Source organism: Vitreoscilla filiformis (genome assembly GCF_002222655.1).
In the GTDB taxonomy this organism is placed as follows: domain Bacteria; phylum Pseudomonadota; class Gammaproteobacteria; order Burkholderiales; family Burkholderiaceae_C; genus Ideonella; species Ideonella filiformis.
Genome location: NZ_CP022423.1, coordinates 2,460,380 through 2,480,530 on the forward strand (window position 1 = coordinate 2,460,380; position 20,151 = coordinate 2,480,530).

12 protein-coding genes are annotated in these 20,151 nt (G+C 62.7%); 2 read left to right on the forward strand and 10 right to left on the reverse strand.

Annotation, left to right across the window (positions count from 1 at the left end; translation table 11 throughout):
* Positions 1 to 26 precede the first annotated feature (26 nt).
* From VITFI_RS11645 to VITFI_RS11675, 7 genes are all read right to left on the reverse strand, one after another.
* Positions 27 to 4,928, reverse strand: coding sequence for a beta strand repeat-containing protein (locus VITFI_RS11645; RefSeq protein ID WP_089417101.1), 4,902 nt, complete (start codon positions 4,926 to 4,928; stop codon positions 27 to 29).
* 198 nt (positions 4,929 to 5,126) lie between these two features.
* Positions 5,127 to 6,413, reverse strand: coding sequence for a phosphopyruvate hydratase (gene eno, locus VITFI_RS11650; protein ID WP_089417102.1), 1,287 nt, complete (start codon positions 6,411 to 6,413; stop codon positions 5,127 to 5,129).
* Positions 6,414 to 6,477: 64 nt separating this feature from the next.
* Positions 6,478 to 7,332 (reverse strand): 3-deoxy-8-phosphooctulonate synthase, encoded by an 855-nt coding sequence (gene kdsA / locus VITFI_RS11655; RefSeq protein ID WP_089417103.1) that lies wholly within the window; start codon positions 7,330 to 7,332, stop codon positions 6,478 to 6,480.
* On the reverse strand, positions 7,329 to 8,990 hold the full coding sequence (locus VITFI_RS11660) for a CTP synthase (protein WP_089417104.1): 1,662 nt from the start codon (positions 8,988 to 8,990) through the stop codon (positions 7,329 to 7,331). Before VITFI_RS11660 ends, kdsA begins: the two co-directional genes overlap by 4 nt.
* Before the next feature lie 66 nt (positions 8,991 to 9,056).
* Complete coding sequence (locus VITFI_RS11665) at positions 9,057 to 9,881, reverse strand: proteasome-type protease (protein WP_089417105.1); 825 nt, start codon at positions 9,879 to 9,881, stop codon at positions 9,057 to 9,059.
* A 36-nt stretch (positions 9,882 to 9,917) separates the two neighbouring features.
* A complete protein-coding gene (mutS, locus tag VITFI_RS11670) occupies positions 9,918 to 12,524 on the reverse strand; it encodes a DNA mismatch repair protein MutS (RefSeq protein ID WP_332461882.1) in 2,607 nt (868 codons plus the stop codon).
* Positions 12,525 to 12,558: 34 nt separating this feature from the next.
* Entirely contained in the window at positions 12,559 to 13,548 is a 990-nt protein-coding gene (locus tag VITFI_RS11675) for an inositol monophosphatase family protein (protein WP_089417106.1), read from the reverse strand.
* 197 nt (positions 13,549 to 13,745) lie between these two features.
* Between VITFI_RS11675 and VITFI_RS11680 the strand changes: the two genes are divergently transcribed.
* The gene (locus tag VITFI_RS11680; RefSeq protein ID WP_089417107.1) at positions 13,746 to 14,564 is read left to right on the forward strand and encodes an RNA methyltransferase; all 819 of its coding nucleotides are present in this window, start codon (positions 13,746 to 13,748) and stop codon (positions 14,562 to 14,564) included.
* An 85-nt stretch (positions 14,565 to 14,649) separates the two neighbouring features.
* Positions 14,650 to 15,429 carry a serine O-acetyltransferase gene (cysE, locus tag VITFI_RS18690; RefSeq protein ID WP_089417108.1) on the forward strand — a complete coding sequence of 260 codons (780 nt, stop codon included), beginning with the start codon at positions 14,650 to 14,652 and terminating at the stop codon, positions 15,427 to 15,429.
* A 239-nt stretch (positions 15,430 to 15,668) separates the two neighbouring features.
* Here the strand turns inward: cysE and VITFI_RS11690 are convergent, their stop codons facing one another.
* The 3 genes from VITFI_RS11690 to VITFI_RS11700 are packed head-to-tail and all read right to left on the reverse strand — an operon-like array spanning position 15,669 to position 20,147.
* Positions 15,669 to 16,883, reverse strand: coding sequence for a lipocalin-like domain-containing protein (locus tag VITFI_RS11690; protein ID WP_089417109.1), 1,215 nt, complete (start codon positions 16,881 to 16,883; stop codon positions 15,669 to 15,671).
* Positions 16,883 to 19,468, reverse strand: coding sequence for an ABC transporter permease (locus tag VITFI_RS18695; protein ID WP_089417110.1), 2,586 nt, complete (start codon positions 19,466 to 19,468; stop codon positions 16,883 to 16,885). Before VITFI_RS18695 ends, VITFI_RS11690 begins: the two co-directional genes overlap by 1 nt.
* Positions 19,458 to 20,147: an ABC transporter ATP-binding protein gene (locus VITFI_RS11700; protein ID WP_198301447.1), complete on the reverse strand. Its 690-nt coding sequence runs from the start codon at positions 20,145 to 20,147 to the stop codon at positions 19,458 to 19,460. The genes VITFI_RS18695 and VITFI_RS11700 overlap by 11 nt, the downstream gene beginning before the upstream one ends.
* Between the last annotated feature and the right edge of the window lie 4 nt (positions 20,148 to 20,151).

Below are 20,151 nucleotides of genomic sequence, written 5' to 3' on the forward strand. Positions count from 1 at the left end.
TATTGGCGCCCAGGTTGAGGGGGGGGTTAGAGGCTGAAAGCGTAGTCGCTCAAGGCTGTGCCACCAGTCCCCGAAAGGGTGGCCAACAAGGTCAGCTCGGAGGCACTGACGGTGGCGTCGTTACCTGACGAGGTGAAGTAGTAGAGCTGTGAGTCCGTTCCATTGTCTACGGCAAACAAGGCGTGCTGGCCGGTGGTGTAGGCGGCGCTGGCTTGCTTGATCAAACCTGCTGCACTGGTGGTGGTCAGGCTGCCGCTGATGTTGTTGGTAAAGATCACAAGTTCAGCAGAACTTGCAAAACTCCCTCCTGCACCGACAACAACTCCTCCATCAACGGTCGTGTCCTTATCACCCACGTAAAGAGCGGATTGACTCAGAGCAATGACATCGGATGCTGTAGCAAAGCCGGTGATTAAATCAAAACCAACCGAACTATCCAGGACAACTCGATCGGCTCCGCCATCGCTCAGGGTGAGCGTGTCGTTGCCTGCGCCGCCGATCAGGGTGTCATTGCCAGCACCACCGTTCAACTGGTTCGCACCCGTGTTGCCGGTCAGCACATTGGCATCAGCGTTGCCCGTGCCATTGATATTTCCGACACCTGTCAGCGTCAGGTTATCTACGTTGCTGCCCAGTGTCCATGTCACCGAGGACTGCACCAAATCCGTCCCCTGGCCCGCCAACTCCGTCACCAGATCACCCGCATCCACCACATAGGTGTCGTTGCCAGCACCGCCGATCAGCGTGTCATTGCCAGCACCACCGTTCAGCTGATTTGCACCCGTGTTGCCGGTCAGCACATTGGCGTCAGCGTTGCCCGTGCCATTGATATTTCCGACACCCGTCAGCGTCAGGTTATCTACGTTGCTGCCCAGTGTCCATGTCACCGAGGACTGCACCAAATCCGTCCCCTGGCCCGCCAACTCCGTCACCAGATCTCCCGCATCCACCACATAGGTGTCATTGCCAGCGCCACCGATCAGGGTGTCATTACCGATCAAGCCCGTCAGTGTGTTGGCCAGAGCGTTGCCCGTCAGCACGTTGTTCAGCTCATTGCCCGTGGCATTGATGGCTGAACCAGTCAGGGTCAGATTCTCCACATTGGCAGCCAAAGTCAGCGACACCCCGCTCTGCACTAAATCCGTCCCTTCGCTGAGGTTCTCTGTCACCACATCACCCACGGCATCCACCACATAGGTGTCATCGCCTGCGCCACCAACCAAAATGTCGTTGCCGGCACCACCGGTCAGGCTGTCATTACCGATCAAGCCCGTCAGTGTGTTGGCCAAAGCGTTACCCGTCAGCACGTTGTTCAGCTCATTGCCCGTGGCATTGATGGCTGAACCGGTCAGCGTCAGATTCTCCACATTGGCAGCCAAAGTCAGCGACACCCCGCTCTGCACTAAATCCGTCCCTTCGCTGAGCTTCTCTGTCACCACATCGCCCACAGCATCCACCACATAGGTGTCGTTGCCTGCGCCGCCGATCAGGGTGTCATTACCGATCAAGCCCGTCAGAGTGTTGGCCAGAGCATTGCCCGTCAGCACGTTGTTCAGCTCATTGCCCGTGGCATTGATGGCTGAACCAGTCAGGGTCAGATTCTCCACATTGGCAGCCAAAGTCAGCGACACCCCGCTCTGCACTAAATCCGTTCCCGCGCTAGCATCCTCCGTCACCACATCGCCCACGGCATCCACCACATAGGTGTCACTGCCAGCGCCGCCGACCAGGATGTCGTTGCCAGCGCCACCGACCAGGCTGTCGTTACCGGTCAAGCCCGTCAGAGTGTTGGCCAGAGCGTTGCCCGTCAGCACGTTGTTCAGCTCATTCCCCGTAGCGTCGGTTGCCAAGCCGGTCAGGGTCAGGTTTTCCACGTTGGTGACCAAAGTCAGAGACACTGCACTCTGCACCAAATCAACTCCCCCGAGGCTATCACTGCCCTCGACTACGGCATCTTCAACGACATCAACCACGTACGTATCGTTGCCAGCCCCACCGACCAGCGAGTCCACATCAGCTCCGCCGATCAGGCTGTCGTTGCCGTTTTCACCATATAAGCTGTCATTGCCCCCGCCACCAGAAATAACATCATTTCCCACACCGACATAAATTTCATCATTCGTCACAAAACTGGAGTTGTCAATCAAGTCATTTCCAGCACCGGTCTTGACCAACAAACGCTCCATGTTGGAAATCGTGATGCCATTCACGACTGTCGCGGCCCCCGTGTTTTTCCAGGAAATATTGGCTGTAGATGTCGACCAGTCAGCAAAGAACGTATCGGCCTGATCACCAGTTCCCCCATCATACTTTGTGCCATTACCCAGGGCAAAGATCAACTCTGACGAAGAGGATCCAGTCGTGATGTTGAGTGACTCAATATTCTTGAGTGATAATTTTCCTGCGTAACTATTCAAAGTGAATGCTGTACTGCCTTTGACCACGGCACTGACAGCATCCCAGCTGGATGTTGCACCGATGTCCCCGACCTTGGCTCCAGCCGAATTTGTACCCGTCCAAATAGAAGCTGTCCAACCATCTGTTGATGCCAACGAAACACTGACGGTGTCATTGCCTGCCCCCCCGTCAATCGTATCAAGGCCCGACCCATAAAGGTGATAGTCGGTGGTTCCATTATGTGTGGATGTGATGACGTCATCACCATCACCAGCGTCAATCAGGTCTGAAGTAAAATTAGCTGCGATGATATCGTTGCCTGCACCAGAGCTGATTGTGTCGCCAGAGGAGTACTCGGAGTCCAGATTTATTCCCTTGCTTGCGATAATGGTGTCATTCCCATTTCCAGTATAAATTTGGTCGCTTGTCACAAAACTGGAGTTGTCAATCAAGTCATTTCCAGCACCCGTCTTGACCAACAAACGCTCCATGTTGGAAATCGTGATGCCATTCACGACTGTCGCGGCCCCCGTGTTTTTCCAGGAAATATTGGCTGTAGATGTCGACCAGTCAGCAAAGAACGTATCGGCCTGATCACCAGTTCCCCCATCATACTTTGTGCCATTACCCAGGGCAAAGATCAACTCTGACGAAGAGGATCCAGTCGTGATGTTGAGTGACTCAATATTCTTGAGTGATAATTTTCCTGCGTAACTATTCAAAGTGAATGCTGTACTGCCTTTGACCACGGCACTGACAGCATCCCAGCTGGATGTTGCACCGATGTCCCCGACCTTGGCTCCAGCCGAATTTGTACCCGTCCAAATAGAAGCTGTCCAACCATCTGTTGATGCCAACGAAACACTGACGGTGTCATTACCTGCCCCCCCGTCAATCGTATCAAGGCCCGACCCGTAAAGGTGATAGCCGTCGGTTCCATTATGTGTGGATGTGATGACGTCATCACCATCACCAGCGTCAATCAGATCTGAAGTAAAATTAGCTGCGATGATATCGTTGCCTGCACCAGAGCTGATTGTGTCGCCAGAGGAGTACTCGGAGTCCAGATTTATTCCCTTGCTTGCGATAATGGTGTCATTCCCATTTCCAGTATAAATTTGGTCGCTTGTCACAAAACTGGAGTTGTCAATCAAGTCATTTCCAGCACCCGTCTTGACCAACAAACGCTCCATGTTGGAAATCGTGATGCCATTCACGACTGTCGCGGCCCCCGTGTTTTTCCAGGAAATATTGGCTGTAGATGTCGACCAGTCAGCAAAGAACGTATCGGCCTGATCACCAGTTCCCCCATCATACTTTGTGCCATTACCCAGGGCAAAGATCAACTCTGACGAAGTGGATCCAGTCGTGATGTTGAGTGACTCAATATTCTTGAGTGATAATTTTCCTGCGTAACTATTCAAAGTGAATGCTGTACTGCCTTTGACCACGGCACTGACAGCATCCCAGCTGGATGTTGCACCGATGTCCCCGACCTTGGCTCCAGCCGAATTTGTACCCGTCCAAATAGAAGCTGTCCAACCATCTGTTGATGCCAACGAAACACTGACGGTGTCATTGCCTGCCCCCCCGTCAATCGTATCAAGGCCCGACCCATAAAGGTGATAGTCGGTGGTTCCATTATGTGTGGATGTGATGACGTCATCACCATCACCAGCGTCAATCAGGTCTGAAGTAAAATTAGCTGCGATGATATCGTTGCCTGCACCAGAGCTGATTGTGTCGCCAGAGGAGTACTCGGAGTCCAGATTTATTCCCTTGCTTGCGATAATGGTGTCATTCCCATTTCCAGTATAAATTTGGTCGCTTGTCACAAAACTGGAGTTGTCAATCAAGTCATTTCCAGCACCCGTCTTGACCAACAAACGCTCCATGTTGGAAATCGTGATGCCATTCACGACTGTCGCGGCCCCCGTGTTTTTCCAGGAAATATTGGCTGTAGATGTCGACCAGTCAGCAAAGAACGTATCGGCCTGATCACCAGTTCCCCCATCATACTTTGTGCCATTACCCAGGGCAAAGATCAACTCTGACGAAGTGGATCCAGTCGTGATGTTGAGTGACTCAATATTCTTGAGTGATAATTTTCCTGCGTAACTATTCAAAGTGAATGCTGTACTGCCTTTGACCACGGCACTGACAGCATCCCAGCTGGATGTTGCACCGATGTCCCCGACCTTGGCTCCAGCCGAATTTGTACCCGTCCAAATAGAAGCTGTCCAACCATCTGTTGATGCCAACGAAACACTGACGGTGTCATTGCCTGCCCCCCCGTCAATCGTATCAAGGCCCGACCCATAAAGGTGATAGTCGGTGGTTCCATTATGTGTGGATGTGATGACGTCATCACCATCTCCCGCTTGAATCAAATCAGATCCGAAACTGGTGACGATGGTGTCATTGCCAGCACCCGCAGTAATGGTATCGTTGCCGCCATAACCACTGATGTAATCACTGGATGCCGTGCCAGTTAGATCGTTGTTTTCAGTTGTTCCGTTAATCGTAGCCATAGCAATAAAATCCGTTCCGTATTTTCAAGAACATCTTCTATCCCACCAAACCTTTAGAAGATCGGTATGCGGCGCCTCTCTAGAGGCATCTCAGTCTCCTCGTAGTCTACAAGATCAGTGGCGCCAGATCAACCAAAAACAAAAAAAGCCGCACAAGGCGGCTTTCAGAAAAGGCATCAAATACCGACGCCGGTAATATCAGCGCAGGTTGTAGAACGCCGCCCGGCCCGGGTACACCGCCACTTCGCCCAGGTCTTCCTCGATGCGCAGCAGTTGGTTGTACTTGGCCATGCGATCCGAACGGCTCATGGAGCCGGTCTTAATCTGGCCGGCGTTCAGGCCCACGGCGATGTCGGCGATGGTGGAGTCTTCGGTTTCGCCCGAGCGGTGCGACACCACAGCGGTGTAGCCGGCGCGCTTGGCCATCTCGATGGCGGCGAAGGTTTCCGACAGGGTGCCGATTTGGTTGATCTTGATGAGGATCGAGTTGGCGATACCCTTCTCGATGCCTTCCTTCAGGATCTTGGTGTTGGTCACGAACAGGTCGTCACCCACCAATTGCACCTTCTTGCCCAGGCGCTCGGTCAGGATTTTCCAGCCGTCCCAGTCGCCTTCGTGCATGCCGTCTTCGATGCTGATGATCGGGTACTTGTCCACCCAGGTGGCCAGCATGTCCGTCCATTGGGCCGAGGTCAGCTTGATGCCGCCTTCACCTTCCAGCACGTACAAACCGTCGTGGTAGAACTCGCTGGCGGCGCAGTCCAGGCCCAGGGCGATTTGGGTGCCCGGGGTGTAACCGGCCTTCTCGATGGCTTCCAGGATCAGCTTGATCGCGGCTTCGTGGCTTTCCACGCTCGGAGCGAAACCGCCCTCGTCGCCCACGGCGGTGCTCATGCCCTTGTCGTGGATGATTTTCTTCAGCGCGTGGAAGGTTTCAGCACCCCAACGCATGGCTTCGCGGAACGTCGGAGCGCCCACGGGGATGATCATCAGCTCTTGCAAATCGAGGCTGTTGTTGGCGTGTGCGCCGCCGTTGATGACGTTCATCATCGGCACCGGCAGTTGCACGCCACCCATGCCGCCGAAGTAGCGGTACAGCGGCAGGCCGGCTTCTTCCGCAGCAGCGCGGGCCACGGCCATCGACACCGCCAGCATGGCGTTGGCGCCCAGGCGGCTCTTGTTGTCGGTGCCGTCCAGGTCGATCAAGGTCTTGTCGAGGAAGGCTTGTTCCGAGGCGTCCAGGCCGATCACGGCTTCGGAAATCTCGGTGTTGATGTTGTTCACGGCCTTCAGCACGCCCTTGCCCAGGTAACGGCCCTTGTCGCCGTCACGCAGTTCAATGGCTTCACGCGAGCCGGTGGACGCACCCGACGGCACCGCCGCACGGCCCATCACGCCAGATTCCAGCAGCACGTCGCATTCGACGGTGGGGTTGCCACGGCTGTCCAGGACTTCGCGGCCAATGATGTCAACGATTGCACTCATGAAACAGTCTCTCCGTTTGTAATCAGGTCAGAGTCGGTTTGGTTGTTTTTTAGGGCACCGAGGGTCAGCGGAAATCCGCTTCCAGCAGCGGCTGCGCTTTCACCACGCGATCCAGCGCCACAAGCTGCTCCAGCAGCGCACGCATCTTGCCCAGCGGCACGGCGTTGGGGCCGTCGCACAGGGCTTTGGCGGGATCGGGGTGGGTTTCCATGAACAGGCCGGCGATGCCCGCGCCCACGGCGGCGCGTGAGAGCACCGGCACAAACTCGCGCAAACCGCCGCTGCTCGTGCCTTGGCCGCCGGGCAGTTGCACGCTGTGGGTGGCGTCAAACACCACGGGCGCGCCGGTGTCCCGCATGATGGCCAGGCTGCGCATGTCGGACACCAAGTTGTTGTAGCCAAAACTCACGCCACGCTCGCAGACGGTGAAGCTGTCTTCCGGCAAACCCGCTTCGCGGGCGGCGATGCGGGCTTTGTCGATGACGTTCTTCATGTCGCCCGGCGCCATGAACTGACCTTTTTTGATGTTCACCGGCTTGCCGCTTTTGGCCACGGCCTGGATGAAATCGGTTTGGCGGGCCAGCAGGGCGGGGGTTTGCAGCATGTCCACCACAGCCGCGACGGTGGCGATTTCGTCTTCCCGATGCACATCGGTGATGACGGGCACGTTCAGCTCGCGCTTCACCTTGGCCAGAATCTCCAGCCCCTTTTCCATGCCCAGGCCCCGAAACGCCGTGGCGCTGGTGCGATTGGCCTTGTCAAAGCTGGACTTGAAGATGAAGGGAATGCCCAGCTCGGCGGTCATTTCCTTCAACTGGCCGGCTGCGTCCATCTGAAGCTGTTCGCTCTCGACCACGCAGGGGCCGGCGATCAGGAAGAAGGGCTGGTTCAGCCCGACTTCGAAGCCACAGAGTTTCATGCGCGGCCTTTCGTGGCCGTCTGATGGTGCAGCGCAGCCTGGATGTAGCTGATGAACAGCGGGTGCCCATCCCACGGGGTGGACTTGAATTCCGGGTGGAACTGCACACCGATGTACCAGGGATGCACGCTTTGCGGCAGCTCGACCATCTCGGTGAGTTTTTCGCGCTGCGTGATGGCCGAGATCACCAAACCGGCTTCTTGCAGCCGATCCAGGTAATGCTCGTTGGCCTCGTAGCGGTGGCGGTGGCGTTCGGTGACGACGGGGCCGTAAATCTGGTGTGCCAGCGTGTCCGGTTTCACGTCCGAACTTTGCGCGCCCAGGCGCATGGTGCCGCCCAGATCGGAGTTGGCATCGCGCTTTTGGATCGAGCCGTCGGCGTCTTGCCATTCGTCGATCAGGGCGATGACCTTGTGCGGGGCGTCCGGCTCAAACTCGGTGGAGTTGGCACCCGTCAAACCAGCCATGTGGCGGGCATATTCGATGGTGGCCACCTGCATCCCGAGGCAAATGCCCAGGTACGGCACTTTGTGTTCGCGGGCGTAGCGGGCTGCGCAGATTTTGCCTTCCACGCCGCGCTTGCCGAAGCCGCCAGGCACCAGCACCGCGTCGTAGCCGCCCAGCACCTCGGCCACGTTCTCATCCGAAAGGGTTTCTGAATCGACGTACTCGATCTTCACCTTGACGTGGTTGTGGATGCCGGCGTGGCGCAGCGCTTCGTTCAGGGACTTGTAGCTGTCCGACAAATCGGTGTACTTGCCGCACATCGCCACCGTGACTTGGCCCTTGGGGTGCTCGACTTCGTGGACGAGGTTGTCCCAAGTGCGCAGGTCGGCGGGGCGGGTGAACATCTGCAACTTCATGCAGATGATCTCGTCCAGACCTTGCTGGTGCAGCATGCGCGGCACCTTGTAAATGGTGTCCACGTCCCACATCGAGATCACGCCGTGCGAATGTACGTTGGTGAACAGCGAGATTTTTTCGCGCTCTTCGGCGGGCACTTCGCGGTCAGCGCGGCACAACAGCGCGTCCGGCTGGATGCCGATTTCGCGCAGCTTTTGCACCGTGTGCTGGGTCGGTTTGGTTTTCAGCTCGCCTGCGGCGGCGATCCACGGCACGTAGGTCAGATGCACGAAGGCAGCGTTCGTCGGCCCAGCCTTGAGTGCAATTTGGCGCACGGCTTCCAAGAACGGCAGGGATTCGATGTCCCCCACGGTGCCGCCAATTTCAACGATGGCCACGTCCACGGCATCCGGCGTGCCCAGGCCCGCGCCGCGCTTGACGTATTCCTGAATCTCGTTGGTGACGTGCGGGATGACCTGCACGGTCTTGCCCAGGTAGTCCCCCCGGCGTTCCTTCTCCAGCACGTTCTTGTAGATCTGGCCGCTGGTGAAGTTGTTCGACTTCTTCATCCGCGTGGTGATGAAGCGTTCGTAGTGACCCAAATCCAGGTCGGTTTCGGCGCCATCGTCGGTGACGAACACTTCGCCGTGCTGGAAGGGGCTCATCGTGCCCGGATCGACGTTCAGGTACGGATCCAGCTTGATGAGGGTGACTTTGAGGCCGCGCGATTCGAGGATGGCAGCCAAAGAGGCGGAAGCGATGCCCTTGCCAAGGGAGGACACCACACCGCCGGTGACGAAGACGAACTTGGTCATGTGGAGCAGCGCCCACTGCGGGGCAGGCGCCGAAGGAAAAGGTGGATTATATCGGCCCGGTTTTCGTCAGACGATGCGGTCTTCGGGGCGCTGGATCTTGCCCATGGGGGTGAAGCGCTCGCTCGGTACGATGAGCGGATGGGCCACGGCATCTTGGTTCCAGCACGGGTCGTCGATGCCTTCGAACACCTCGCGCAGGCGCTGGCCCCAGGTGTTGTGGATCATCTGGAAGTAGGGGTTGTGCTCGTCGATCACCACGATCTTGTCGCTCTTGAGCGAACCCGCTTCGTACACCAGCAAGTCCAGCGGCAGGCCGACCGAGAGGTTGGATTTCACCGTCGAATCCATGGACACCAGCGCGCACTTGGCTGCTTCGGCCAGCGGCGTGGTGGGGTTGAGCATGCGGTCGAGGATGGGCTTACCGTACTTGCTTTCACCGATTTGGAAGAAGCAGGTTTCGCGTGTGGCTTCGATGAAGTTGCCGGCTGAGTACACCAAGAACAGGCGCATCGCCTCGTCACCGATTTGGCCGCCGAAGATCATCGAGCAGTTGAAATCGATGCCGGCGTTGCGCAGCGCGGGGCCGTCTTGTTCGTAGATGCGGCGCACGGCGCTGCCCAGCACGCGGGCGGCGTCGAACATGCTGGTGGCGTTCCAAATGGTGATGGGTTCGCCATCGCCGTTGGACAGCTTTTCAGTTTGCAGAATTTCGCGCACCGATTGGCTGATGCTCAGGTTGCCAGCCGACAGCAGCGTCATGAAGCGGTCGCCCGGCTTTTCGTACACCATCATTTTGCGGAAGGTGCTGATGGCGTCCACGCCAGCGTTGGTGCGGGAGTCAGAGAGGAACACGAGGCCGGCGTTGAGCCGGATGCCGACGCAGTAGGTCATGGGATGGCTTTCTGTTGGGCAGCGGGTGGGGAGGGGTCAGCGTGCGGTGTGCAGCGCTTTGAGTCGGTAAAGCGCATCCAGCGCTTCACGCGGGGTCAAGGTGTCGGGTTGGAGGGCGGCCAGCGCTTCCTCCACCGGCGAAGGCTCGGGTTCGGGCTCAGCGGGCGGCGGGGCGAACAAATCCACCTGCACGTCACCGGCGCGGGAATGGTCTTCCAACGCTTGCAACGTGGCGCGGGCTTGGCGAATCAGCGCTGGCGGCATGCCCGCCAACCGCGCCACTTGCACGCCATAACTGCGGCTGGCCGGGCCATGCTCCAGCGCGTGCAGGAACACGATGTCTTCGCCGCTTTCCACCGCACTCACATGCAGGTTGACGGCGCGCACATGGTCACGCGGGAACTCGGTCAGCTCGAAATAGTGGGTGGCAAAGAGCGTGAAACTCTGGTTGCGGTCGTGCAGGTGCGCGGCAATGGCGGAGGCCAGCGCCAGGCCGTCAAACGTCGAAGTGCCCCGGCCAATCTCGTCCATCAACACCAGCGAATTCGGCGTGGCGCTGTGGATGATGGCGGCAGCCTCGGTCATCTCCAGCATGAAGGTGGATTGGGCGTTGGCCAGATCGTCCGCCGCGCCGATGCGGGTGTGGATCGCATCCACCGGCCCCAAGGTGCAGCAGCGCGCTGGCACGTAACTGCCCATCGCCGCCAGCAGCACGATCAGCGCCACTTGGCGCATGTAGGTGCTTTTACCGCCCATGTTCGGGCCGGTGATGATTTGCAGGCGACGTTTGCCATCCAAGCGGCAATCGTTGGCGATGAAAGGGCCGCTGCCGGTTTCCAACAAACGCGCTTCCACCACCGGATGGCGCCCGCCTTCGATCTCGATGCACGGGTAAGCGACAAACGCCGGTCGGCACCAGCCCAGGGTGGTGGCGCGTTCGGTGAGCGCAGCCAGCGCATCCAGGCTCGCCAGGGCGCGCGCCAGTTGGGTGAGCGGGCGCAGCCAGGCTTGCAGCGCGTCCAGCAGTTGTTCGAACAGCCACTTTTCGCGCGCCAGGGCGCGATCTTGGGCGGAGAGCGCCTTGTCCTCAAACGCTTTCAGCTCGGGGGTGATGAAACGCTCGGCGTTTTTCAGCGTCTGGCGGCGCTGGTAATCGGCGGGGACGCGATCCAGCCCCGAGGCCGTCACCTCAATGAAAAAGCCGTGGACGCGGTTGAACTGCACCCGCAGGTTGGTGATGCCGGTGCGCTCGCGCTCGCGGGCTTCCAGCGCCAACAAGAAGGCGTCGCAGTTCTGGCCGATGGCGCGCAGTTCGTCCAAATCGGCATCGAAGCCGGTGGCGATGACACCGCCATCGCGCAGCAGCACCGCCGGTTCTTCGGCGATGGCGCGGGTGAGCACGTCCACCAGCGCCGCGTCCGGGTGCAAATCCTGGCCAAGCTGATCCAGCAGCGCCGTGCCTTGCGGCACGCACGGGCGCAGGTTCGGCAGGTTGTTCAGCGTGGCACGCAAGCCTGCCAGCTCACGCGGACGCACCTGGCGCAGCGCGACACGGGCGGTGATGCGCTCCACGTCACTCACGCCGCGCAGGGCATCGCGCAGCGCATCGATGCCTTGGGCTTGCATTTGCGCAATCGCCGCATGGCGCGCACTGGCAAGGCTGCGATCCTGCGAGGGCGCGATCAGCCATTGGCGCAGCGCCCGGCTGCCCATGCCGGTGCGGCAGGTGTCCAGCAAGGAGAGCAGCGTGGGTGCGCGTTCGCCGCGCAGTGTTTCCGTCAGCTCCAGGTTGCGGTGGGTGGTGGGCGGCAGGTCGATGAGGTCGGTGGCGCGTTCCACCTTCAAGGTGTGAACGTGCGCCAGGGCGCGGCCTTGGGTGTGCTCGGCGTAACTCAGCAGCGCGGCAGCGGCGGCGTGGGCGCAGCCCAAGTGCTCGGCTTTGTAGCCGGCCAAGGTGCTGACGTGCAGTTGCTCGCACAGCTTGCGCACGCCCAGGGCGGCCTCAAACTGCCACGCCGGGCGCTGGGTGCGGGCGGCTTTGCTTTGCACCAGGGCGGCGGGCAACTCGTCCCGATCCACCAGCACTTCAGCGGGGTTGAGGCGCGCCAACCAGCCGGCCAGCTCGCGCTCGCCGCATTCGGTCAGGCCCAGTTGGCCGCTGGACACACTCAGCCACGCCAGCCCCAACGTGGCCCGCGCCTTCGGGCCGATGGCCAGGGCCAACAGCACGGTGTCGGCGCGGTCGTCCAACAACTCGCTGTCGGTGACGGTGCCGGGGGTGACGACGCGCACCACCTTGCGCTCCACCGGCCCTTTGGCCGTGGCCACGTCGCCCACCTGCTCGGCCACCGCCACCGATTCGCCCAGCTTGATGAGCTTGGCGAGGTAGTTTTCGACGGCATGCACCGGCACCCCCGCCATCACCACCGGCTCGCCGGCGCTTTGGCCGCGTGTGGTCAGGGTGATGTCGAGCAGGCGGTGCGCTTTGCGTGCATCGTCGAAGAACAGCTCGTAAAAATCCCCCATCCGGTAGAACAGCAGGGTGTTCGGGTGCCCGGCTTTCAAGCGGAAATACTGCGCCATCATCGGCGTGTGGGCGCTGAAATCGTCAGCGGCGGGGGCGTGCGAGGCAGGGGCGGTCACGGCGGGGCGTCACTCGGCAAACGGAAGGGGCGGGTCAGAGCGGCGCGTCGTCGCCAGCGGTCGGAGCGTCCTTCTTGCGCAGGCGGATGGCCTTGCGCTTGGGCGCTTCGGTTTGCGCTTGTTCGGCAGCGGCGATGCTGGCGGCCAGCGCACTGGCCGGGGTGGCTTGGGCGGCGTCTTGCTCGGCCTTGGCTTCGGCGGCTTCTTCAGCGGTGATGACGCGGCTGTAAGGCGTCAGCAGCTTGACCAAGTGGCCGTAAATTTTGGGCGAACCGGCCAGGATTTCGCGCTGGTGCATGAAGTCCGATTCGCCGGTGAAGTTGCCCACCAAACCACCGGCTTCGGTGATCATGAGCGCGCCAGCGGCGATGTCCCACGGGTTGAGGCCGGTTTCGAAGAAACCGTCGTACATGCCAGCGGCGACATAACACAGGTCGAGCGCTGCCGCACCCGGGCGGCGCAGGCCGGCGCACAGCGGCATCACGTCTTCCATCATCTTCAGATAGCGCTGGAAGTTGTCACCCTTGCGGAAGGGGAAACCGGTGCCGATGATCGAATCGGCCAAACGGGTGCGCTTGGAGACGCGCAGGCGCTTGTCGTTCAGGTAAGCGCCCCGGCCTTTGGAGGCGATGAACAGATCGTTGCGCGTCGGGTCATACACCACGGCCTGTTCAACCTTGCCCCGGAAGGCCAAGGCGATGGACACGCAGTAATACGGGAAGCCGTGGATGAAGTTGGTGGTGCCATCGAGCGGGTCAATGATCCAGACGAAATCGCTGTGCTTGGCGCCGCGCTCGCGGCCCGATTCTTCCGCCAGGATGCCGTGGCCGGGGTAGGCGGTCAGGATGGTGTCGATGATGGCTTCTTCGGCGGCCTGATCGACTTCGGTCACAAAATCATTGGGGCTCTTGGTGTTGATCTTGAGCACGTCCAAGTCCAGCGACGCCCGGTTGATGATCGCGCCGGCTGCGCGAGCCGCTTTCACGGCGATGTTGAGCATGGGGTGAAGGGTGGGCTGGGACATGATTCAACCTGGCTGGGCGAGAGGGGGGACGGCCCAGGCGCACGCGCGACGCCAGCAACGGCGAAACACAAACGGGTGCGCCCGAACGCGGGCAACTTGGACTGGCGGTGGATCAAAGAGCGTGGCAGGGCGGACAATGCACGCCTGTTGATACTGCCGAAAAACCCTCGATTCTAGCCTCGGGGGCCACCGTTGCAATGATTGCCGACGCACATTCCCCCCTTTCGCCCGACGCTGCCGCCATCGATCCGCCCGCCACGGGCTGGTGGGCGGGGCGCGATCCGACGCGCTTTGTGCTCATTGGCACCAGCCACCCTGGCAACGTCGGCGCCACGGCGCGGGCGATGAAGGTGATGGGTTTTGCCGATTTGGTGCTGGTGGCGCCGCGTTTTGAGGACGTGTTGAGCCGCGAAGAAACCATCGCCCTGGCCAGCGGCGCGGCGGACATCTTGGCCCATGCCCGCATCGTGGCGACCTTGCCCGAAGCGCTGGCCGGCTGCACCTTCGCCTGCGCCACAGCGATGACCCCACGTGACTTCGGCCCGCCCACCTTCGCCCCCCGGGAACGCTTGGCGACGCTGGCGCACGAAGCGCATCGTGTGGCCTTCGTCTTCGGCAGCGAGCGCTACGGCATGAGCAATGACGATGTGTACCGCTGCCACGCCTGCCTGAGCATCCCGACGGCGCCGGACTATGGTTCGCTCAACCTGTCCCAAGCGGTGCAACTGCTGGCCTACGAGTGGCGCCAAGCGTTGGGCGGTTTTGCCGTGCAGCCCCGCACCGACACCCGCCGCTTGGCCGACGCCCGCGCCGTGCAAGGCACGTTGGATCATTGGCAGCAGGTGTTGGAGGCCATCGGGTTTCTCGATCCGGCGGCGCCGAAAAAGCTCATGCCGCGTTTGCAACAGGTGTTGAACCGGGCGGAGTTGGCGGAAGAAGAAATCCACATCCTGCGGGGGATTGCGCGGGCGGTGCAGCGCCAAGCTCGTTCAGGCAAAGAACCAGCGTCAAACTAGGGCTTGTCACCCCAGGGCTACACTGCCCCAGCGCGTGATATGCGTGTTTGCTTGGAACCTTTGTTGAATAGATTGGTTGACGCCTATGTTCGCCCGCTTGCGTGAAGACATCGCCTGCATCCTGGAACGCGACCCCGCCGCTCGCACCCGCTGGGAGGTGCTGACGTGTTACCCTGGTTTGCACGCCATCGCGCTTCAGCGCGTTGCGCATTGGTGCTGGTTGAAGGGCTTTCGGTGGGCTGGGCGGTTCATTTCGCACCTCGGGCGGTTTCTCACTGGCATCGAAATCCACCCCGGCGCCACCATTGGCCGTCGGGTGTTCATCGACCACGGCATGGGCGTGGTGATCGGTGAAATGGCCGAAATTGGCGACGATTGCACCATCTACCAGGGCGTGACCTTGGGCGGCACCTCGCTCGTCAAAGGTGCCAAGCGCCACCCGACGCTGGAGGCTGGCGTCATCGTCGGCGCGCACGCTTCGGTGTTGGGCGGCTTCACGGTGGGCGCGGGGGCGCGGGTGGGTTCTGGCGCGGTGGTCACGAAGCCGGTGCCGGCGGGTGCCACGGCGGTGGGCAACCCGGCGCGCATCATCCACGCGGCTGCCGACGCGGCGCGTGAGACAGCGGCGGCCCGCATGGGCTTTTCTGCCTACGGCGTCACCAGTGGGGACGACCCCGTCGCCCAGGCCATGAAAGGTTTGATCGACAACGCCTCCACCCACGAGCACCAAATCGCCCTGCTGTGGCAGGCGATTGAAAAGCTCTCGGCGCAAACACGCGAGCTGCCCGCCAGCAACTGCGTGCCCGGCGATGCGCACCGCACCGAATGTTTTGATGCGGAAAAGCTCAGCCGTTTGGTGAAGTGATCTCCGGGCTCGGTCCAGAGGAAGCATTGCACCACGCGGCCCGACTTGCGCTTGGCGGCGGCTCCCCCTCTCCCCAACCCCTCTCCCGCAAGGGGAGAGGGGCTTTGTGCAGCGCGCAGGTCTGTGTGTCAGAACATCCGGTGTTGCCCCCTCTCCCCTTGTGGGAGAGGGCTGGGGAGAGGGGGTTGATAAGTACCGCCGACGCGAGCCGCTGAGCCACATCCCAAAGCCGCACGCCCTCACCCTACGCTGAACCTCCCCACATACCCCGTCATCTCCAAATACCCCCGCCCCAGCACCCGCCCACTGGCCGCGTCGCGCCATTCGGCCAAGCCTTCCCAGTAAATCGTGCCGGTGCTGGCGGCGCCGTCCAGTTCTTGCCCGTCCAGCAAAGCGTGAATCTCGTGCGTGCCCGCTGGGGTGTGCAGCCGCCAGCGCACCGGATAGCGCGCCCCCGTGCGCGGACTCACCCACTCCGCCAAAGGCTCGAACCGCACCTCCTGCGGCGCAAAATCCCGCACCGCTGCCCGGGCCGACGCCCGCCAACTGCCCCCCGCCCACACCGGCGCCGCCCCCGGTGCCCGGTCGCGCAGCCGAAACGCCGTCAGCGCTGACCCATCCCAGCCGTGCAGCCCGACCCAATCCCACCCCGCCGCGTTCGGGGCCAACAACGTGTCGCTCCATTCGTGGTCGAGCCACACACGCCCGCGCACGGCTTGCCCGGTTTCCGGCAAACGATCCCCCACCGCCGCCCCGCGCCACAACCTCCCCTCAGCCTGCAAGTGCGGCACGCTGTAGTAGTGGCTGGCCTCCTCCTCACGCGGCCCCTTGCGTGAAAAACCCGCTGCGCCCTGCAACAGCAGCGGCTGCGTCGGCGTCAACGCACAGCGCAGGGCAAAACCAGGGGCGCGAGCGCGTGGATGCATCGCCTCAGGCACGTCCACCTCGGTGATCCAACGATCTTCCACCTCACGCCACAACCGCCAGCGGCCCACGTTCACGGCGGCATCGCCACGCTGGGCGCGGGCCAAGGGGGGCGCATCATCCGCGCCGTTCCAGCGTTGCAGGCGCTGGCCGTGCTGGTGGCTGGCTTCGGCCACGTCGGTCAGCGCTGCATGGGCCATCAACAACTGACGCGCCGCAAAGCGCCCCGGCAACGCGTCGGCGGCGGCCAGCCCGGTCTTCAGCCGAAAAAAGGTGATCTGAAACCCCAGCAACCCGCCTCGGGTTTGGGCTTCGGCTTCGGTGTACGTGGCGGGCCACAACGAGCCGGTGAGGTACCACCATTCGATGCGTGCCCCCGTGTGCGCCCCATGGTCACGCGGAAACACCAGGGGGCGGCCCCGGCGGATCGGGTCGGGCACCTCGGTGGGCGGCGGAGCGGCGTGCGCACCCGCCGCGCTGGCCAAACAAGCCCACAACCAAGCACGGCGAGAGGCTGTTGCGTCCACCATCACCAATCCTCTTTCACGGCGCGCACCGCATCCCCGCTGGCCGCATGACGGGCCGCCAACGCGCTGGTGATGCCCCCGGCCACCAGCACCGCCACCGCCAAGCCCCCCACATCCAGCCAGGGCACGCGCCAATCCATCGTCCAGTGAAAACTTTGCGGATTCACCACCTTCACCAACACCCCGCTGATCGCCAGGCCCAGCAGCACCCCCACCACGGCACCGGCCACCAACCAGCCCAGCGTTTCCCATACCACCAGCCGCAACACCTGAGCGCGTGACAGCCCGAGGTGCAACAGCAAGCCAAACTCGCGCCGCCGTGCCAGCACCTGCGCCGACAAACTCGCCGCCACCCCCGCCAAGCCAATGAGGATGGCCACGGCTTGCAAGTAGCGCGTCACGGCAAAACTGCGGTCAAAAATCGCCAGCGAAATGGCTTTGATCTGCGCGGTGCTGGCCAAGCTGAGGGCTTGCGCGTCGCCGCCTCGGGCATGCACCACGGCGCGGAGGGCGTCTTGCACCGCTGCTGGGGCTGCGTCGGGGGCGAGCCAGAGGGCCAACTCGTTCACCGCTTCATCGCCGGTGTGGCGCTGGAAGTCCGCCAGATCGAGGGCCACGCTGCCGAACTGGCGGGCGTAATCACGCCACACGCCTTGCACGAACACGCGCAGCGGCTGGCCGCTGGGGCTGTTCACCGGCAGGTTCAGCCATTGCCCCGGCTGCACCCCATGCAGGGCCACCACCGCTTCACTGACAAACGCTCCCACGGCCCCCGGCGGACGCTCCACCGGCGGCGCCACCAGCGGTAAACGCTGTTCGGGGTGATCGCCCAATGGCCGGGCCTGAATCCACACCTCGGGCTGCTGCGGCGACAACAACACGCTGAACGAGCGCCCCGGCAGCACCCGTGCCACGCCGGGGCGTTGCGCCACATCGTCCGCCACGCCCATCGGGAACACCACATGCTGCGGCGCGGCGGTGCCCGGCGGCGTGGCACGGGCGTACAGATCGGCGGGCAACACGGCCACCAACCACTGGCTGACGGCCTCCCGGAAACTCGCCACCATCACCGTGAGCGCCACACACAGCGCCAAACTGGCCACCACACCGGCCACCGCTGCGGTGGCGGTGGCCCGGAAGCGCCGCGCCCGCTGCACCCCCAGCAGCCAGATGGGATGCGTTTCGGCCCGCTCGCCCGCATGGTGTCGGCGCTGCCCCAACAGCACCCGCACGGCCCAAGGCACGAGTGAAATTCCCCCCACCAACCACGCCGCCACCGCCACGTAAGCCCCGATGGGCAGGCCCTCCCAGGCTGGCACGAGCGCCAAACCCGACCCCATCGCCAACAGCAACAACCCCGGCCAGGCCGGCGGATCGCCGCCTTGCAACGGCCCCAATCCTTTGAGCGCTTGCGCGGGCGCGAGCTGCGCCGCTTGCCACGCCGGCCAAGCGCCCCCGGCCAGCGCCGCCAACATCCCCAGCGCACCCAGCCCGGCAGCCGCTTCCACCGACCAGCGCAAGGCCGGCTGCTGTCCGCCGAAGTAGCCGCCGCCCAAATCTCCCGCCAGCCAGTGCAGGGCGGCGGCGGCCATGCCTGTGCCCAGGGCCAGCCCGAGCACACTGGCCACCCCGCCGGTGGCGGCACATTCGCCCAACACCAAGGTGAGGCGCTGCCGGGCCGTCATCCCCAGCACGCCGAGCAGGGCCAGCGCCGGGGTGCGTTGCGCCACCGCCAGCGACATCACCGAAAACACCAAAAATGCCCCCACCACCAAGGCCACCAGCGCCAGCACCGTCAAGTTCACCCGGTAGGCGCGTGAGAGGTTCGACACCCGTTGGCGCGCATCGTCCGGAGACTCGATCCGCAGCGTCGGCGGGAGCGATGCCGATGCCACCGCCACCCAGCGGGCGCGATCGACACCCGGCACCAACCGCACGTCCACCCGCGAAATCCGCCCCGGCACCTCGCCCGACACGGTGGCACCGGTGAGCGCCTGAGCAGCGGCGATGTCCACCACCGCCAGCGGCCCACCCGCCGCCGCCACGCGGCCACCGATTCGGAAGGTTTGCCGCCCTTGCGCTGTGATCAGGGTGATCTGGCGCACGTTCGAGCCCAAGCGTTGCGCCAGGGTGGGGTTCACAAACACCAGGCCGGGGTCGAGCGTGGCCACGGGGCTGGGCGTGTCCGGCTGCGGCATCAGGTCGGGGGCCACGGCCCAGACGGTGAGGGCATCCACCCCGCGCAGCGTCACCGGCCAGCGTTCGGCGCCGCCGTCCACCCAGCCCTCGGCGTCGATGCGGGGGGAGGCGACTTGCACCGTGGGGTCGTCGGCCCAACCATCCAGCCAACCCTCGGGCACGCTGGGCGTGGGGCCCGTGCCGGTCAAGCTGAGGTCGGGCTCGCCATTGGCGGCGCGGGTGGCCGCCGCAAACTCCGCCAAGGCCGACTCGTTGATGAGCACCACCGAAAACGCCAGCGCCACCCCCAGGGCCACACTCAGCAGCGCCGCCAACTGCCGCCACGGATGGCGGCGCCACTCCGCCCAAGCCAGGTGCCACGAGCGCAGCGGACGCAGCTCAATCGGCATGAGGCGCCCCGTCGGTGGCGGCCCGGATGCCCTCGGCACCCAAAATCCAACGCCGATCGGCCCGGGCGGCGGCGGTGCGAGAGTGCGTCACCAGCAGCAGCGCCGCGCCTTCTTGCCGGACTTGCTGCCACAGCACATCCAAGATGCGGGTGGCGGTTTCGGGGTCGAGGTTGCCGGTGGGTTCGTCCGCCAGCAACAACGGCGGGCGATGCACCAAGGCCCGCGCAATCGCCACGCGCTGCAACTGGCCGCCCGAGAGTTCGGCCGGCCAGCTTCCCGCCCGATCCGCCAGGCCGACGGCATCCAGCATCGCCATCACCCGCGCCGGCTCGGAGCGACCCAGCAGCATCAGGGGCAAGGCGACGTTGTCCGCCACCGACAGATGGGGCAGCACATGGAACGCTTGGAACACAAAGCCCAGGCGTTCGCGCCGCAAGCGGGCTTGTTGGGGCTCAGGCAAGCGCAACATGGGCTCGCCACCGAGCCACACTTCGCCGGCGCTGGCGCTGTCCAAACCGGCGATGCAATTGAGCAGCGTGGATTTGCCGACGCCCGATTCCCCCGTGAGCGCCACGCATTCACCGGCTTCAACGCTGAAATCGACGCCGGCCAGCACGTCGCGTTCGCCGTAGCGCTTGCGAAGGCCGACGACGTGGAGAAGGGGTCGAGTCGGCTGCATGCGC

What these genes read in the sequence shown, in the direction of transcription:
- VITFI_RS11645 (WP_089417101.1), bottom strand. Translation starts at nt 4,928, where the DNA reads ATGGCTACGATTAACGGAACAACTGAAAACAACGATCTAACTGGCACG.
- eno (WP_089417102.1), bottom strand. Translation starts at nt 6,413, where the DNA reads ATGAGTGCAATCGTTGACATCATTGGCCGCGAAGTCCTGGACAGCCGT.
- kdsA (WP_089417103.1), bottom strand. Translation starts at nt 7,332, where the DNA reads ATGAAACTCTGTGGCTTCGAAGTCGGGCTGAACCAGCCCTTCTTCCTG.
- VITFI_RS11660 (WP_089417104.1), bottom strand. Translation starts at nt 8,990, where the DNA reads ATGACCAAGTTCGTCTTCGTCACCGGCGGTGTGGTGTCCTCCCTTGGC.
- VITFI_RS11665 (WP_089417105.1), bottom strand. Translation starts at nt 9,881, where the DNA reads ATGACCTACTGCGTCGGCATCCGGCTCAACGCCGGCCTCGTGTTCCTC.
- VITFI_RS11675 (WP_089417106.1), bottom strand. Translation starts at nt 13,548, where the DNA reads ATGTCCCAGCCCACCCTTCACCCCATGCTCAACATCGCCGTGAAAGCG.
- VITFI_RS11680 (WP_089417107.1), top strand. Translation starts at nt 13,746, where the DNA reads ATGATTGCCGACGCACATTCCCCCCTTTCGCCCGACGCTGCCGCCATC.
- cysE (WP_089417108.1), top strand. Translation starts at nt 14,650, where the DNA reads ATGTTCGCCCGCTTGCGTGAAGACATCGCCTGCATCCTGGAACGCGAC.
- VITFI_RS11690 (WP_089417109.1), bottom strand. Translation starts at nt 16,883, where the DNA reads ATGGTGGACGCAACAGCCTCTCGCCGTGCTTGGTTGTGGGCTTGTTTG.
- VITFI_RS18695 (WP_089417110.1), bottom strand. Translation starts at nt 19,468, where the DNA reads ATGCCGATTGAGCTGCGTCCGCTGCGCTCGTGGCACCTGGCTTGGGCG.
- VITFI_RS11700 (WP_198301447.1), bottom strand. Translation starts at nt 20,147, where the DNA reads ATGCAGCCGACTCGACCCCTTCTCCACGTCGTCGGCCTTCGCAAGCGC.